Origin of the sequence: Bradyrhizobium sp. B124, from assembly GCF_038967635.1 — a bacterium.
In the GTDB taxonomy this organism is placed as follows: Bacteria; Pseudomonadota; Alphaproteobacteria; order Rhizobiales; family Xanthobacteraceae; genus Bradyrhizobium.
This window is the reverse complement of the sequence record NZ_CP152413.1, coordinates 4,368,115-4,382,133: the sequence shown is the minus strand read 5'-3', so window position 1 is coordinate 4,382,133 and position 14,019 is coordinate 4,368,115. Positions and strand designations below refer to the sequence as shown.

Here is a 14,019-nt window from a genome sequence, read left to right as displayed (position 1 = left end):
CGGTTGAGCACGCGCTTTTGAGTCCACGCCCAGCAGAGGTGCGGGCGTCGACAATATTGCGGGAGATGTCCGTGAAGCGGTTGAGCCGGTGGCGATCCGCCGCTAGTTTGCCGCCATCATCGGACCTTGCGGGGAATCGGGGCTTGCGGACGTGACATCGGGCGAAGCGAGTGCGGAGGCGGCGAAGCCGTTGCCTGAACCGACCGTCTCGGACATGCCGCTGCTGCGGATCGAGGGCGTCGCCAAGTCGTTCGGCAATTTCCGCGCGGTCGACCAGCTCTCGCTGGACATTCGCGCCGGCGAGTTCTTCGCGCTGCTTGGGCCGAGCGGCTGCGGCAAGACCACGCTGCTCCGTATGCTCGCCGGCTTCGAGACCCCGGACGAGGGCCGCATCCTGCTCGGCGGCAGCGACATCGCCCAGGTGCTGCCGCATGAGCGGCCCGTCAACATGATGTTCCAGAACTACGCGCTGTTCCCGCATCTGTCGGTGCGCGACAACATCGCCTTCGGCCTTAGGCGCGCCGGCATGGCGCGTCGTGACATCGCGACCCGCGTTGCGGAGATGGTGGCGCTCGTCAAGCTCGAGGGGCTCGAGAAGCGCAAGCCTGACCAACTCTCCGGCGGACAGCGGCAGCGCGTGGCGCTGGCGCGCTCGCTGGCGCGCCGCCCGCAGGTGCTGCTGCTCGACGAGCCGCTCGCTGCGCTCGACAAGAAGCTGCGCGAGAGCACGCAGGCCGAACTGATGGAGCTGCAACGCCGGCTCGGCATGACCTTCATCATCGTCACCCACGATCAGGAGGAGGCGATGACGATGGCCGGCCGGATCGGGGTGATGGATGCCGGCCGTCTGGTCCAGGTCGCCACCCCGCGCAACCTCTACGAGGCGCCGGCCTCGCGCTGGATCGCCGAGTTCGTCGGCGACATCAACCTGTTCAACGGCCAGGTCGCCGCCCGCGAGAATGGACGGTTGACGGTCTCGACCGCGGAGGCGGGCACGCTCGCGGTCAGCGAGCTGTGGCCGCCGGTGACCAAGGAGGTCGTCAGCGTCGCGATCCGCCCCGAGAAGGTGAAGCTGTCGCGCCGCGCACCAGCCTCGGACGCGAGCGGATCACAGGCGATCAACCGGCTGGAGGGCGTCGTCGCCGACGTCAATTATCTTGGCGGCGTCACGAGCTATAGGGTGAGGCTGGAATCCGGCGCGGTGGTGCGTTCGTCGATGGCCAACACTGCACGGCTCGATGTCGACGCCTATCTTGCCGGCCAGCGCGTGGTGGCGTGGTTCACCGCCGACGACTGCCTGGTGCTCGAGCAATGAGCGCGCGCCGCATCTTCGCCCGGCCGGCGCGGCTCGCCGCGATCGCGCCCTATCTCTGGATGGTGCTGTTCTTCCTGGTGCCGTTCGGCTTCGTGCTGAAGATCAGCCTGTCGCAGACCGCGATCGCGCAGCCGCCCTATACGCCGGTGTTCGATTTCACGGAGGGCCGCGCGGCGCTGGCGGCTGCCTTTGCGCAATTGTCGTTCGATAATTTCCGCCTGCTGCTGCAGGACAATCTGTACATCCTATCCTATCTGCGCAGCCTCGTCGTCGCCGTGACCTCGACCTTGATCCTGCTGCTGATCGGCTATCCCATTGCCTACGGCATGGCGCGGCTGCCGCAACGCTGGCAGGGCGTGGCGATGATGCTGGTCATCGTGCCGTTCTGGACCTCGTTTCTGATCCGCATCTATGCCTGGATCAACATCCTGCAGCATGACGGCCTGCTCAACCAGATCCTGCTGGCGCTGCACATCGTGTCCGCGCCGGTGGTCTGGCTGTCGACCGACAGCGCGATGTATCTCGGCATCGTCTACTCCTATCTGCCGTTCATGATTCTGCCGCTCTATGCCACGCTCTCGAAGATGGATGCCTCGCTTTTGGAAGCCGCGGGCGATCTCGGCGCCTCGCCGCTGCAGGCGTTCTGGCTGGTGACGTTCCCGCTGTCGCTGCCGGGCGTCGGCGCCGGCGCGCTGCTCTGCTTCATTCCTGTTGTCGGCGAGTTCGTGATCCCCGATCTGCTCGCCGGCTCCAATTCGCTGATGATTGGGCAGACGCTGTGGCTCGAGTTCTTCACCAACAAGGACTGGCCGGTGGCGTCAGCCGCGGCGGTCGCATTGTTGCTGCTGCTGGTGCCGCCGCTCGTGCTCTACGACCGCCTGCAACGCCGCCAACTCGAGAGCAATCGCTGATGGCGCACACCGTCACCAGGCTCACGCGCTTCAACATGACGTCGCTGGCGCTGGGGCTGGCGTTCCTTTATCTGCCGATCGTCATCCTCGTGATCTACTCCTTCAACGCCTCGCGGCTGGTGACGGTGTGGGGCGGCTGGTCGCTGCGCTGGTACCACGAGTTCTTCAGCGATCGCGCCATGCTGGAGGCGGCGTGGATGAGCCTGTCGGTCGCCGCGGTGTCGGCGACGCTGGCGACATTGCTGGGCACGCTGGCGGCGGTCGGGCTGGCGCGCGGCGAACGGTTCCGCGGGCGGGCGCTGTTCTCCGGCATGCTGTATTCGCCGCTGGTGATGCCCGAGGTGATCTCCGGACTGTCGCTGCTGTTGCTGTTCGTGGCGCTGAATGCCGAGCGCGGCTTCTGGACGGTGACGATCGCCCACACCACGCTGACGATGTGCTTCGTCACCGTCGTGGTGCAGTCGCGCCTCGCCACGCTCGACCGCAGCCTGGAGGAGGCCGCGATGGACCTCGGCTGCGATCCGGTGCGCGCGTTCCTCCTGGTGACATTGCCGCTGATCGTGCCGGCGATCATCGCCGGCTGGATGCTGGCCTTCACGCTGTCGCTCGACGACGTCGTGATCGCGAGCTTCACCACCGGTCCCGGCTCGGCGACGCTGCCGATCCGGATCTATTCCGAGGTCCGGCTCGGCGTGAAGCCCGAGATCAACGCGATCTGCACGCTGGTGATCGCGCTGATCGCCGTGATCATCCTGGTCGCCTCGTTCGCCTCGAAACTGTCGAGCTCGCAGGGCGAGAGCGCCGCGCCGTTGTGAACATCACGACTTGACGGCGCCTGCGGTCAGCCCGCCGACCATGTAGCGCTTGAAGGCGTAGTACACCGCGGCCGGCGGCAGCGCGTAGATGAAGCCGGTGGTCATCAACAGCTCCCACGGCGAGTCGTCGGCGGCGAGGAAGTTGCCGAGCGCGACCGGCAGCGTGATGTCGGTGTCCTTCGATAGCAGCAGGAACGCGTAGAGATACTCGTTCCAGGCGAGCAGGATCGCGTAGGTGCCGACCGCGACCAGCGAGGGCATCATCAGCGGCACATAGACCAGGCGGAACAGCTGCAGCGTGGTGGCGCCGTCCATCGTCGCGGCCTCGTCGAGCTCGACCGGCAGCTTGTCGGAAGCCTGTTTCAGCACCCAGATCGCGTAGGGCGCGGCGATCGTCACCATCGCCAGGATCAGCGACCAGTGGTTGTTGAGCAGGCCGTAGGTGCCCATGGTGCGGTACATCGGCACGGCGAGGAATGCCGCCGGGATGAAGTAGGTGAACAGCGCCAGATTCATCACAGCGCGGCCGCCCGGCACGCGCAGCCGCGAGATCGAGAATGCCGCTGCGGTCGCGACGAACAGCGTCAGCGCGCCGACCGCGAGCGCGATCACGGCCGAATTCCAGAACTGGATCCAGAAGTCGCGCAGGAAGTAATGCTGCTGGTGGAACACGATGGAGAAATTGTGCAGCGTCGGATGCGTCGGCCACAGCTTGCCGGTAAACGCGTCCTCCTTCGGCGAGATCGCGAACACGAACATGTGGTAGATCGGGATCATGGTCCAGATGAAGACCGGGATGCCGATCAGCAGCAGCTTGGCTTCGGTGCCGACTTCGCGGAGGGTGGGCAGCTTCATCGCGACAACCGTTTCATCATGTAATAGACCAGCGGCAGCACGAATGGCATCGCGCAGACGATCGAGGCCATCGCCAGCGAGAGCTGGTCGAGCCTGAGATAGCGGATGCCGAGGGTCGACAGCACGTGGGTGAGGTCGGCGGGCCCGCCGCCGGTGAGCAGATAGACGCTGTTGAAGTCGCCCAGCGTCCAGATCATCGAGAGCAGCGTGCAGGTGATGTAGAGCGTCTGCATCGACGGCCAGGTGATGTAGCGGAATTTCTGCCACCAATTGGCGCCGTCGACGTCGGATGCCTCGTACAGATCATGCGGGATGGCGAGCCGTCCGGTCAGCAGGATCAGCGTCCAGAACGGCAGCGACTTCCAGATGTGCACGCCGATCGCCATCGCGAGCGCGACCGCCGGATCGTTCAGCCAGTTCGGGCCGTCGTCGCCGGTGAACTTGAAGATCAGCTGGTTGACCACGCCCCATTCGGGGTTGAGCATGAAGCGCACGGAGAGAATGGTCGGGATCGACGGCACCGCCCAAGGCAGGATGAAGATGACCGACAGCCACCTGATCCAGGGCCGCTGCTGCGCGAAGAAGCCGGACAGGAACAGCGCGATCAGCATCTTGATGTTGATGCCGATGACCAGGAAGATCAGCGTGTTGACCGCCGCGCGCGCGAAGATCGGGTCGTTGTAAAGCGCGACATAGCTTGACGGATGACGCGCCAGCCACAGGCCGTAGCCGACCGGATAGACCACGAAGGCGAGGAAGACGAGCAGATAGGGCACGAGCAGCACGATGCCCCAGACCTGCGGCGGCGAGAGCCGCGCCGACAGTGGCGGCGAGGGGACATCGGATGCGGAGAGCGTGATCGCCATATACGTTACCCTACACTCCGCTGTCGTCCCTGCGAAAGCAGGGACCCATAACCACCGGCTTCCGTTGTTGTGCGAAAGCCGTCGACCAGTATTCTCGAAAACGGCCGCCGCGGCGTATGGGTCCCTGCTTTCGCAGGGACGACCAGGGAAATGTGCCGCGGCAGCCGGTCTCGCAACGTTACCCCGCGACCTGCTTGATACGCGCGATCAGTTCGTCGACGGCCTTGTCCACCGGCACCTTCTCGCTGACGACGCGGTTCATGGCCTTGGCCCAGACGTTCTCATTGTTCAGGATGGTGAACTTCCAGTTCTTGGTAAAGTCGAACGGCGCGGTGCCGCCGGTGAACTGATTCCAGACCGCCTTGCGATGCCGGTCGGCCTGCCAGAACGGGCTCGCCTGGCTGGCCTTGGTCACCGGGAACCAGCGGCCGAGCGCACCTTCGATATAGGGCCGCACATTGTCTTCCTGCATCAGGAAGCTGATGAACTGCTTGCCTTCGGCCTTGTTCTTGGCGTTGGCGAAGATCAGCCCGGTCTTGACGTCGGAGCGATACCGGATCGTCGAGCCGTCTGGCGCCTTCGGGAACGACGCCGTGATGATGTCGTGCTCGTAGGCCTGCTTGCCGGCGGCGCGCTGCGCGTCGGTCAGCGCCGGGTTGGTCGAATCCTCGAACCACTTCGCCGCGATCGAGATCGTGAAATTGTGGGTCATCACGATCGTCTTGTTGTGGAAGGCGACGTTGTTGTCCGGGTCCTTCCAGGTCGTCGAGGACGGCGGGGTGCAGCCCTTGATGTAGGTGTCGGTATAATCCTTCAGCGCGTGGATCAGGCCGTCGCGCACCTTGGGATCGTCGACCAGGAGCTTGCCGTCGTCGTCGACCAGCTTGACGTGGTAGGCGTCCATGAAGGTGTAGAACGACTGGAACGAGTCGGTGGATTCCACGCCCATCGGCTGGCCGACGCCGTAGGTGCGCTGGCCGGTCGCCTTGCGGATCCCCGGCTGCACCTTGTCGCACCAGAACGTCCAGTAATCCTCCCACTTGGTCGGGATGTCATCGGCCTTGAAGCCGGCCTTCTCCAGCATGTCGCCCCAGATCTGGACGTGCATGCTCTGCTGCTTGAGCGGGAAGCCGTAATAGGACTTCTTCTTGGTGACGTCATTGTAGAGCAGGGCCGCTTCCAGCGTGTTCGGCGCGAAGGCGTCCTTCATCGGCAGCATGATGTCGGACAGGTCTTCGAGCTTGCCCTCGAATGCCCACTTGCCCTGGGCCTGCACATCGTAGGTGTCGGAATAGGCGACGTCGGGCACGGTGCCGGAATCGAGCGCGGCGACCGTCTTCGGAATCATGTCCTGGATCGCGTATTGCGACAGTTCGACCTTGATGCCGGTCTTGGCTTCGAATTTCTTGATCGTATCGAGCAGCGCGTCGTCTTCGGACTTGTAAAATCCCTTGCCCCACCAGACGGTGATCGTCTTGCCCTGGGCCAGAGCGGGTGCAGTTGCGGCGAACAGGCCGACCGCAGCGACCGCAATTGATAGCGCACCGATAACCTTGGATCTCACGTTCTTCTCCCCTCATGAGGCCGGTTTTTTTAACCGGTTAGGGAAAACACTAGCGCATGCCCGTGACCCGATAAAGATGCCGCGTCGACGACTTCTGTAGGGGGCTCGCGGGAGAGCGTGGATCAGTCCCGCTGCATTGATGCGGAAAGTGAATGGATTGATCAGTTCGACCTTGGTCAGTTCGACTTTGATCAGTTCGATTTGGCATTCTCGGCCGCCGTCGCCGGTGCGTTGGCGGGTGCGCCGGCCGCTGCATCGGGCGCGGCCGCGGGCCGTGCGGCTCCGCCAGTGATGCGCTCGATCACCGAGCGCACCGCGTCGCGGGTCTTGCGATCCTTCACGGCGTCGAGCAGCGGGGCGGATGCGGGCGAGCGGCGGATCAGGCTTTCCGGATCGGGAAAGATCAACGGATCGTCCCACGGGCCTTGAATCACGAAGGGCAGATCGAACGCGGTGCCGCCCGCAGCCGCCGAGGTCAGGCTGGCGACGCCCTTGAGATCGTACTCGCGCGACGGCACCGAGGCGGTGCCGGTCAGCGTGATCTTCGCCGCGGGGCTCTCGACATGGATGTCGTCGGCGGTCGCGACGCCGTCGGCGAATTTCACCGAGACGCTGAGATTGTCATAGGGCGTCGAGCCGGAGCGGAAATTGCCGCCACCGGACAGCGGCCGCTTCTCCAGCCGCCGCAGCAATTGCTCGACGTTGAAGCCGGCGATCGCGCCGTCATGCCCGTTCAGCGTCGCGGTGCCGTCCAGCGACGACGCGAGCCCGAACGGGCTTGAGCCGGACGCCGTCAGGGAGACGTTGAGGTTGCCGCGGCCGGACAGCTTGTTGATGCCGAACAGTTCGCTGGCACAGGCCTGCAGATCGACATCGGTGAACTGGAATTGCGCCCTGACGTCGGCGACCGCATCCGAGCGCGCGATCGCGAACGAACCCTTGGCGATGCCGCCATACATCTGCGCCTCGCCGACACTGAGCGCGAGCGCGCCGCCGCGCAGATTGGCGCCGAACGCGGTGCGGCCGAGCTTGGACGGGCCGACCGTCACCTTGGCGGCCGACAGGCGCATGTCGAGATCGGTCGACGACAGCGAGGAGAGGTCGAACAGCTGCCGGTTCCAGTCGCGCTGGCCGCTGGCCAGCAGGCGGAATGTCGAGATGTAGGGCGTGAAATCGAGATTGCCGGCGGCAAGCGTCGCCTGCAGCGTCTGCCGGCCGTTATTGGCGTAGGTCATCACGCCCTCGGCGACATTGCCGTCGAGCTCGACATTGACATTGGTCAGCGCGACCGAGCCGCCGACCACATTGGCGCGGGCCTTCAGTGCGAAGCGGCCGAAGCCGCCACCGCCGCCGGGCGGCGCCTGGCCCATCCAGCGCAACGCGTTGCGCAGCGACGGGCTGTCCATAGTGGCCGTGCCTTCCATCATCAGGCTGGTGCGGTTGGCGACGGTTCCGTCGAACGCAATCTTCAGCGGCGCGCTGGCAAGCCGCGCCTTGAGGCCGGAGCGGTCGCCCGACAGCAGCGCGACGAAATCGCTGGCGCTGATCGAGCCGTCGACGCGCTCGCCGCGCCAGTCGAACTGGCCGGTTGCGGCAAAGGAACGCGAGATGGAGGGCCAGGCCAGCGACAGGTCGATGTCGCCGAGCTGTTCGGAGATGTGGTTGGTGCCGTCCTCGTAATTCAGCTCGCCGTCCTGGATCCTGATCTCCGAGAATGACACTTGGTTCTCGGCGCCGGGCGTCATCGTCTTGGCGATGGTCTCGACGAACGGGGTCCAGTTACTTTCGCCGGCGCTGTCGCGAACCACATGGATATGCGGGCGGAGCATCATGACGTCGGCAATCTCGAACCGCCGCAGCAACAGCGGCAGCAGGCGCAGGTTCGCGGTCAGCACGTCGACCTGCAAGGCCGGATCGATGGTATCGGCGCCCTTCAGCCCGACATTGTGAAAGGAGACGTAGCTGCCGGGAAACACCGAAACGTCGATCGGCCCGTTGACGACGAGCTCGAGCCCGGTCACGGCGCGGATCTGCGCTTCCACCGCGCTCCGCAGCGCGTCCCGGTTGAGGAACCACGACGTTCCGACCAGCCCGACGAGCGCCAGGCCGAGAAGCGCCGCGATCGGCATCCCCAGGCGCTTAATTCCTTGGGCAATCGTCAATGACATATCCGGTCGGGTTGAGTTTTGTCGGGTCGTCGTCGAACACTGCCGGCTGCGCAATGGAAGCCGATGCCAACCCACGCAACTTGAAGGGTTTTCTTGTCGCTTTCAAGGCCATGTTGATGTCGCAGGCCGCCGCCGGTCGCCGCACGGGGCCGTGATTGACGCATTGCGAAGATTTCGCCTAATAATCCGCTGGACAGAGCCGTTCCGCGCCCTCCATCAGGTATTCATTGCATGAACAAGGTTTATCCCGACGCCAAATCGGCACTCGATGGTCTCCTCAAGGACGGCATGATGATCATGTCGGGCGGCTTCGGCCTCTGCGGCATCGCCGAGACCCTGTCGGACGCGATCCGCGATTCCGGCGTCAAGGGCCTCACCGTCGTCTCCAACAATGCCGGCGTCGACGGCATCGGCCTCAGCCGGCTGCTGGAGACGCGCCAGATCAAGAAGATGATCTCGTCCTATGTCGGCGAGAACAAGCTGTTCGCCCAGCAATATCTCGCCGGCGAGCTCGAACTCGAGTTCAACCCGCAGGGCACGCTGGCCGAGCGCATCCGCGCCGGCGGCGCCGGCATCCCGGCCTTCTACACCAAGACCGGCGTCGGCACGCTGATCGCCGAAGGCAAGGAAGTGAAGGAATTCGACGGCGAGAAGTACATCATGGAACGCGGCCTGTTCGCCGACGTCGCCATCGTGCACGCCTGGAAGGGCGACACCGCCGGCAACCTCGTCTACCGCAAGACCGCGCGCAACTTTAACCCGATGATGGCGACCGCCGCGAAGGTCACCGTCGCCGAGGTCGAGCATCTGGTGCCGGCCGGCGAGATCGACCCGGACCACATCCACACCCCCGGCATTTTCGTCAAACGCATCATCGAGGTCGGGACCGGCAAGAAGCGGATCGAGTTCCGCAACACCCGCCCGCGTCCCGCAGCCTAAAACATAGATTTTCAGGAGAGCCCCATGGCTTGGACCCGTGAACAGATGGCCGCCCGCGCCGCCAAGGAATTGCGCGACGGCTATTACGTCAATCTCGGTATCGGCATCCCGACGCTGGTCTCGAACTACATCCCCGACGGCGTCGACGTGAACCTGCAGAGCGAGAACGGCATGCTCGGCATGGGACCGTTCCCTTATGAGGACGAGGTGGACGCCGACCTCATCAATGCCGGCAAGCAGACCGTGAGCGAATTGCCCTCGACCAGCTATTTCTCGTCGGCGGATTCCTTCGGCATGGTGCGCGGCGGCCATATCGATCTGTCGATCCTCGGCGCCATGCAGGTGGCGCAGAACGGTGACCTCGCCAACTGGATGATCCCCGGCAAGATGGTGAAGGGCATGGGCGGCGCTATGGACCTCGTTGCCGGCGTCAAGCGCGTCGTGGTCGTGATGGAGCATTCCGCCAAGGACGGCGCGAAGCTGCTCAAGCAGTGCAATCTGCCGCTGACCGGCGAGCGCGTGGTCGACATGGTCGTGACCGACCTTGCGGTGTTCACCATCGACAAGCACGGCAAGGACGGCATGGCGCTGATCGAGCTCGCCGACGGCGTCACGCTCGACGAGGTCAAGGCCAAGACCGAGGCGGAATTCCGCGTCGCGCTGACGAACACCTGAGATGACCGGCGCGGGACGATCCACGATCCGTCCCGCACGATCCGACGACGCCGGCTTCATCGCCCGCATCGTGCTGGCCGCGCAGCGCGGCCCGTTGCCGCGCGGCTGGTTCGACATCGCGCTCGACCGGCCGGAGGGGGAGTGTCTCGCGTTCATGGCGCGGCTCGCCGTGGCGCGGGTGCGGTCATGGTACCATGTCGCCCATTTCCTGATTGCTGAGGTCGACGGAGTGCCGGCTGCCGCGCTGTGTGCCATGCCTGCATCCGGAACGGTCGTCGCCGCACGCGCGGCGATCGAGGAGGTCGCGGCCGAGACCGGTGCCGATGCCGACGGCATCGTCGCGCGCGGCGGCTATGCCCGCAATTGCTGGGTTCAGGGTGGCGAGGGCGACTGGCTGATCGAGCACGTCGCAGCCGAAGCGTCGCATCGCGGCGGCGGCCTGGTGCAGGCCCTGATCGCCCGCGCGCTCGCAGACGGCAAGGCCGCCGGCTATTCGCGGGCATCGATCTCGTTCGTGATCGGCAACGAGGCGGCCGAGCGCTGCTACACCATGGCCGGTTTTGCCTTCGCCGAGGAGAAGCGCGATGCGGCATTCGAGGCGCTGACCGGCGCGCCGGGCTTTCGCCGATTTGCGCGGGGGATCTGAGGCGGCGGCAAGGGGGCACGTAGAAAGCGATCATATACACCGCCGTCGTCCTGGCGAAAGCCAGGACCCATAACCACCGTATTCGGTAGTGAGCGGGATCGCGGCCCCAGCGTCGCGCACCAACCAGCACTTGGGGTAATGGGTCCTGGCCTTCGATAGTTTTCGCACGATACGACGCACCGCTATTGCGTACCGCATCTCGGTGTCATCGCCCGGCTCGACCGGGCGATCCAGTATTCCAGAGGCAGTTGTGCTCGAATCGATAAGCCGCGGCGTACTGGATCGCCCGCCTTCGCGGGCGATGACAGATGAGAAGGGACACAGCTTCGCGCTCTCGCGACATGATTGTCCGAGCTTTGCTCTTCGTTTCGCCGCTCTGAGATCAGAGGGCGCAGGGAAAGCCGGGTGCCGATCGCACCCATGGGTCCCCCGGGGAGCTATCCGTCCGGCCGTCACATCGGCGGCCGCTGCCCGTCGCTTGCCCGCTCGCGCGCGCGATGGCAGAATTGCCTCACTTTGTGCAAGATCGGACATGGCCATGCCACTCATCCGGATTTGGGTCTATGACGGTATCCTCGCTTCGGGCGTTGCGGGCATTGTCGACGTGTTCACGGCCGCCAATTCGGTGGCGGCGAAGCGGCCGCAGCGCCACAACGGCAAGCCGTCCCAGCTGCGGTGGCGCGTCGAGTCACTCAATGGCCGGCCGGTGCAGACCGCGTCCGGCCAAATCATTGGCGTCGATGGACCGATCAGCGCGCGGTCTGCGGCGGATGCGGTGGTGATCCCCGGGCCGTTCGTCGGCGATATCGAACGCTTCTTCGCCCGGCTCGATACGGTCGAGCCGTTGCTCGCCGCGCTGCGGCGGCAACATGAGCGCGGCACCCTGCTCGCATCCTATTGCACCGGCAGCTTCATCCTCGCCGAAGCCGGCCTGCTCGACGGCCGGGTCGCGACCACCCATTGGGCGAAGGGGCGGACCTTTGCGATGCGTTACCCGGCGGTGGATCTGCGCGTCGCCGAGATCCTCACCGAGCAGAACCGGATCGTCTGCTCGGGCGCGGTGACCACCTCGCTCAATCTTGCGCTTCGGCTGGTCGAGAAGTTCGCCGGCGCCGATCTGGCCGCCGAGACCGGCAAGCTGATGCTGATCGACGGCAATCGCGTCTCGCAGGCGTCCTATGCCAGCCGCACGCACGACACCCAGCATTCCGACGCGCTGGTGGCGCAGGCGCAAAGCCTGATGGAGAAGTCGCTGCAGCGGGGCTTCAGCCTCGCCAGGCTGGCGCGCGACCTTTCGGTCAGCGAACGCACCCTGAACCGCCGCTTCAAGCTCGCGGTCGGCGAGGCCCCGCTGCAATATCTGCAGGCGCTGCGCGTCGATGTGGCCAAGCGCCTGATCGAATCCAGGCGGCTGAAGCTCGACGCGGTCAGTGCGCGTGTCGGCTACAACGATCTGTCGACCTTTCGCCGCCTGTTCAAGCGCGAAACCGGGCTTTCACCGCGCGAATACCAGCTCCGGTTTGCGCGTGTCCCCGCGCGCATGGCGCCTGCCGGCTGACGACGCCGTGTCCGAATTTGCCCTGAGAATGGCGATACTGCCACTGCTGCCGGAAGCACCCCGCGCATAGACCTCATGCTGGCAACAACAGGAGGTCTCTCAATGCCGATGATCGACGTCACAATTCCCGAAGGAGCCTTGAAGCCGGCAGCGGAAGCGCGGCTCATCAAGGAGCTCGGCGATATCCTGATCGGTCACGAGGGATTCGACCCGGCCAACAAGGTTGCGCAAGGCGTCACCGTCGTGTTCCTGCATCGGCCGGCCGCGGTCTATGTGGCAGGCGAGCCGTCGCGGTCGCCGCGCTATCGCATTGTGCCGACGGTGCCCGAGGGGCAGTACACCGAAGCCTCGCGCGCGGCGCTGGTGAAGGACGTGACCGCAGCCGTGGTACGCGCCGACGGCGGTTCGTACGAGGATGTGGCGCCGCAGGTCTGGGTGTTTCCGACCGAGATACCGGATGGCCAGTGGGGCAGCCGCGGCGTCATTCGTCTGCTGCCGGACATTCAGGCCTTCATCGCCGGCGAGCATGAACGCAAGGTCGGCGAAGAACGCCTTGCACGGCGACGGCGCGTCAAGGCGCTCGAGCTGCTTGCGGGCGCGCTTGATGCTGCCCGCAACGGCGTCGCGTGATGCGGCACCCGGCCATGGCAATCGATACGCATTTCAGGCTCGCGGCGATCCAGGCCGCCGCGGTACCGTTCGATCGCGAGGCGTCGGTGGAGAAGGCCTGTCGCCTGATCCGCGAGGCCGGTGCCATGGGGGCAACGATCGCCGCGTTCGGCGAGACCTGGCTGCCGGGCTATCCGTTCTTCTGTCATGCGCCGACCGGGCCGAGCACCTTTCGCGCCATGGCGGAATATCTCGATAGCTCCGTCGAGATTCCGTCGCCGGCCACCGACCGGCTCTGCGATGCCGCAGAGGGCGCCGGGATCGATGTCGTGATCGGCGTTGCCGAACGCGACGCAGTAACGAAGGGCACGGTCTACTGCACGCTTCTGTTCATCGGCCGCGAGGGGCGGATTCTCGGCCGTCATCGCAAACTCAAGCCGACCTTCAACGAGCGTTCGGTGTGGGCCGATGGCGACGCGGTCGGCCTGCGGGTTCATGAGCGGCCCTATGGCAGGATCAGCGGGCTCAATTGCTGGGAGCACAACACCATGTTGCCCGGCTATGCGCTGGCGGCGCAGGGAACGCAGATCCACGTCGCCGCGTGGCCGGGACGAGAGCCCGCCGTGGCGCCGCCGTCACCCACGCCGCTGTGGCCGCGACAGCTCCTGCTGTCACGCGCGTTCGCGTCCCAGGCGGGTTGCTACGTCATCGCCGTGGGCGGCATGCGGTCGCACGAGGCGACGCCCGAACGCTATCGCGAGCTGTCGACGATCGAGTACAGCGGCGACAGCGTGATCATCGATCCACGCGGTGAGATCATCGCGGGGCCGGCGCAAGGTGAGACCATCCTGATCGCTGACGGATCGCGGGAGGTTGTTCTCGCCGCCAAGGCGCTATGCGATATCGGCGGCCACTACTCGCGCCCGGACCTGCTGCGACTGATCGTCGACCGTGATCGACAGGATCGGGTCATCGATTGCGCCTTCGCCGGGCGCGTCGCGCCAGACATGTGGGAGTAGTGCGATCTAGTGCAAAGCAGCGTCATCTGTGATGACGCTCACGCCGACGAGCTCGATGCGCGCAACTCTGGAAGCAATT

The 14,019-nt window shown here is 65.3% G+C and carries 14 protein-coding genes; 10 read left to right on the top strand and 4 right to left on the bottom strand.

Features of this window, described 5'->3' with window-relative positions:
• The first annotated feature begins 214 nt into the window (after window positions 1-214).
• The 3 genes from AAFG13_RS21120 to AAFG13_RS21110 are packed head-to-tail and all read left to right on the top strand — an operon-like array spanning window position 215 to window position 3,041.
• Complete coding sequence (locus AAFG13_RS21120) at window positions 215-1,315, top strand: ABC transporter ATP-binding protein (RefSeq protein WP_342713370.1); 1,101 nt, start codon at window positions 215-217, stop codon at window positions 1,313-1,315.
• Window positions 1,312-2,226, top strand: coding sequence for an ABC transporter permease subunit (locus tag AAFG13_RS21115; protein WP_342713216.1), 915 nt, complete (start codon window positions 1,312-1,314; stop codon window positions 2,224-2,226). Before AAFG13_RS21120 ends, AAFG13_RS21115 begins: the two co-directional genes overlap by 4 nt.
• The gene (locus AAFG13_RS21110) at window positions 2,226-3,041 is read left to right on the top strand and encodes an ABC transporter permease subunit (protein WP_342713215.1); all 816 of its coding nucleotides are present in this window, start codon (window positions 2,226-2,228) and stop codon (window positions 3,039-3,041) included. Before AAFG13_RS21115 ends, AAFG13_RS21110 begins: the two co-directional genes overlap by 1 nt.
• 3 nt (window positions 3,042-3,044) lie before the next feature.
• Here the strand turns inward: AAFG13_RS21110 and AAFG13_RS21105 are convergent, their stop codons facing one another.
• The 4 genes from AAFG13_RS21105 to AAFG13_RS21090 all read right to left on the bottom strand — a co-directional run bounded on the left by AAFG13_RS21105 (window position 3,045) and on the right by AAFG13_RS21090 (window position 8,494).
• Complete coding sequence (locus tag AAFG13_RS21105) at window positions 3,045-3,896, bottom strand: carbohydrate ABC transporter permease (RefSeq protein ID WP_176533664.1); 852 nt, start codon at window positions 3,894-3,896, stop codon at window positions 3,045-3,047.
• Window positions 3,893-4,762, bottom strand: coding sequence for a sugar ABC transporter permease (locus tag AAFG13_RS21100; protein ID WP_092123532.1), 870 nt, complete (start codon window positions 4,760-4,762; stop codon window positions 3,893-3,895). The genes AAFG13_RS21105 and AAFG13_RS21100 overlap by 4 nt, the downstream gene beginning before the upstream one ends.
• A gap of 178 nt (window positions 4,763-4,940) precedes the next feature.
• Window positions 4,941-6,326, bottom strand: coding sequence for an ABC transporter substrate-binding protein (locus tag AAFG13_RS21095; protein WP_212316284.1), 1,386 nt, complete (start codon window positions 6,324-6,326; stop codon window positions 4,941-4,943).
• Between the two features lie 191 nt (window positions 6,327-6,517).
• On the bottom strand, window positions 6,518-8,494 hold the full coding sequence (locus AAFG13_RS21090) for an AsmA family protein (RefSeq protein ID WP_212316282.1): 1,977 nt from the start codon (window positions 8,492-8,494) through the stop codon (window positions 6,518-6,520).
• Here AAFG13_RS21090 and AAFG13_RS21085 point away from each other — a divergent pair.
• The 7 genes from AAFG13_RS21085 to AAFG13_RS21055 all read left to right on the top strand — a co-directional run bounded on the left by AAFG13_RS21085 (window position 8,488) and on the right by AAFG13_RS21055 (window position 13,940).
• A complete protein-coding gene (locus tag AAFG13_RS21085; protein WP_342713214.1) occupies window positions 8,488-8,649 on the top strand; it encodes a hypothetical protein in 162 nt (53 codons plus the stop codon). The genes AAFG13_RS21090 and AAFG13_RS21085 overlap by 7 nt on opposite strands.
• 76 nt (window positions 8,650-8,725) lie before the next feature.
• Window positions 8,726-9,433: a CoA transferase subunit A gene (locus AAFG13_RS21080; protein ID WP_092123538.1), complete on the top strand. Its 708-nt coding sequence runs from the start codon at window positions 8,726-8,728 to the stop codon at window positions 9,431-9,433.
• Window positions 9,434-9,457: 24 nt separating this feature from the next.
• Entirely contained in the window at window positions 9,458-10,108 is a 651-nt protein-coding gene (locus tag AAFG13_RS21075) for a 3-oxoacid CoA-transferase subunit B (RefSeq protein WP_092123540.1), read from the top strand.
• A 1-nt stretch (window position 10,109) separates the two neighbouring features.
• A complete protein-coding gene (locus AAFG13_RS21070; protein ID WP_342713213.1) occupies window positions 10,110-10,754 on the top strand; it encodes a GNAT family N-acetyltransferase in 645 nt (214 codons plus the stop codon).
• 532 nt (window positions 10,755-11,286) lie between these two features.
• Window positions 11,287-12,312, top strand: a complete 1,026-nt coding sequence (locus tag AAFG13_RS21065) for a helix-turn-helix domain-containing protein (RefSeq protein ID WP_342713212.1) — start codon at window positions 11,287-11,289, stop codon at window positions 12,310-12,312.
• 102 nt (window positions 12,313-12,414) lie between these two features.
• Window positions 12,415-12,942 (top strand): Tautomerase enzyme, encoded by a 528-nt coding sequence (locus AAFG13_RS21060; protein ID WP_342713211.1) that lies wholly within the window; start codon window positions 12,415-12,417, stop codon window positions 12,940-12,942.
• 14 nt (window positions 12,943-12,956) lie between these two features.
• The gene (locus tag AAFG13_RS21055; protein WP_342713210.1) at window positions 12,957-13,940 is read left to right on the top strand and encodes a carbon-nitrogen hydrolase family protein; all 984 of its coding nucleotides are present in this window, start codon (window positions 12,957-12,959) and stop codon (window positions 13,938-13,940) included.
• Window positions 13,941-14,019 lie beyond the last annotated feature (79 nt).

Excerpts from the sequence above, each read along its gene's own strand:
- AAFG13_RS21120 (WP_342713370.1), top strand. The coding sequence starts at position 215 with ATGCCGCTGCTGCGGATCGAGGGCGTCGCCAAGTCGTTCGGCAATTTC.
- AAFG13_RS21115 (WP_342713216.1), top strand. The coding sequence starts at position 1,312 with ATGAGCGCGCGCCGCATCTTCGCCCGGCCGGCGCGGCTCGCCGCGATC.
- AAFG13_RS21110 (WP_342713215.1), top strand. The coding sequence starts at position 2,226 with ATGGCGCACACCGTCACCAGGCTCACGCGCTTCAACATGACGTCGCTG.
- AAFG13_RS21105 (WP_176533664.1), bottom strand. The coding sequence starts at position 3,896 with ATGAAGCTGCCCACCCTCCGCGAAGTCGGCACCGAAGCCAAGCTGCTG.
- AAFG13_RS21100 (WP_092123532.1), bottom strand. The coding sequence starts at position 4,762 with ATGGCGATCACGCTCTCCGCATCCGATGTCCCCTCGCCGCCACTGTCG.
- AAFG13_RS21085 (WP_342713214.1), top strand. The coding sequence starts at position 8,488 with ATGACATATCCGGTCGGGTTGAGTTTTGTCGGGTCGTCGTCGAACACT.
- AAFG13_RS21090 (WP_212316282.1), bottom strand. The coding sequence starts at position 8,494 with ATGTCATTGACGATTGCCCAAGGAATTAAGCGCCTGGGGATGCCGATC.
- AAFG13_RS21080 (WP_092123538.1), top strand. The coding sequence starts at position 8,726 with ATGAACAAGGTTTATCCCGACGCCAAATCGGCACTCGATGGTCTCCTC.
- AAFG13_RS21075 (WP_092123540.1), top strand. The coding sequence starts at position 9,458 with ATGGCTTGGACCCGTGAACAGATGGCCGCCCGCGCCGCCAAGGAATTG.
- AAFG13_RS21070 (WP_342713213.1), top strand. The coding sequence starts at position 10,110 with ATGACCGGCGCGGGACGATCCACGATCCGTCCCGCACGATCCGACGAC.
- AAFG13_RS21065 (WP_342713212.1), top strand. The coding sequence starts at position 11,287 with ATGGCCATGCCACTCATCCGGATTTGGGTCTATGACGGTATCCTCGCT.
- AAFG13_RS21060 (WP_342713211.1), top strand. The coding sequence starts at position 12,415 with ATGCCGATGATCGACGTCACAATTCCCGAAGGAGCCTTGAAGCCGGCA.
- AAFG13_RS21055 (WP_342713210.1), top strand. The coding sequence starts at position 12,957 with ATGGCAATCGATACGCATTTCAGGCTCGCGGCGATCCAGGCCGCCGCG.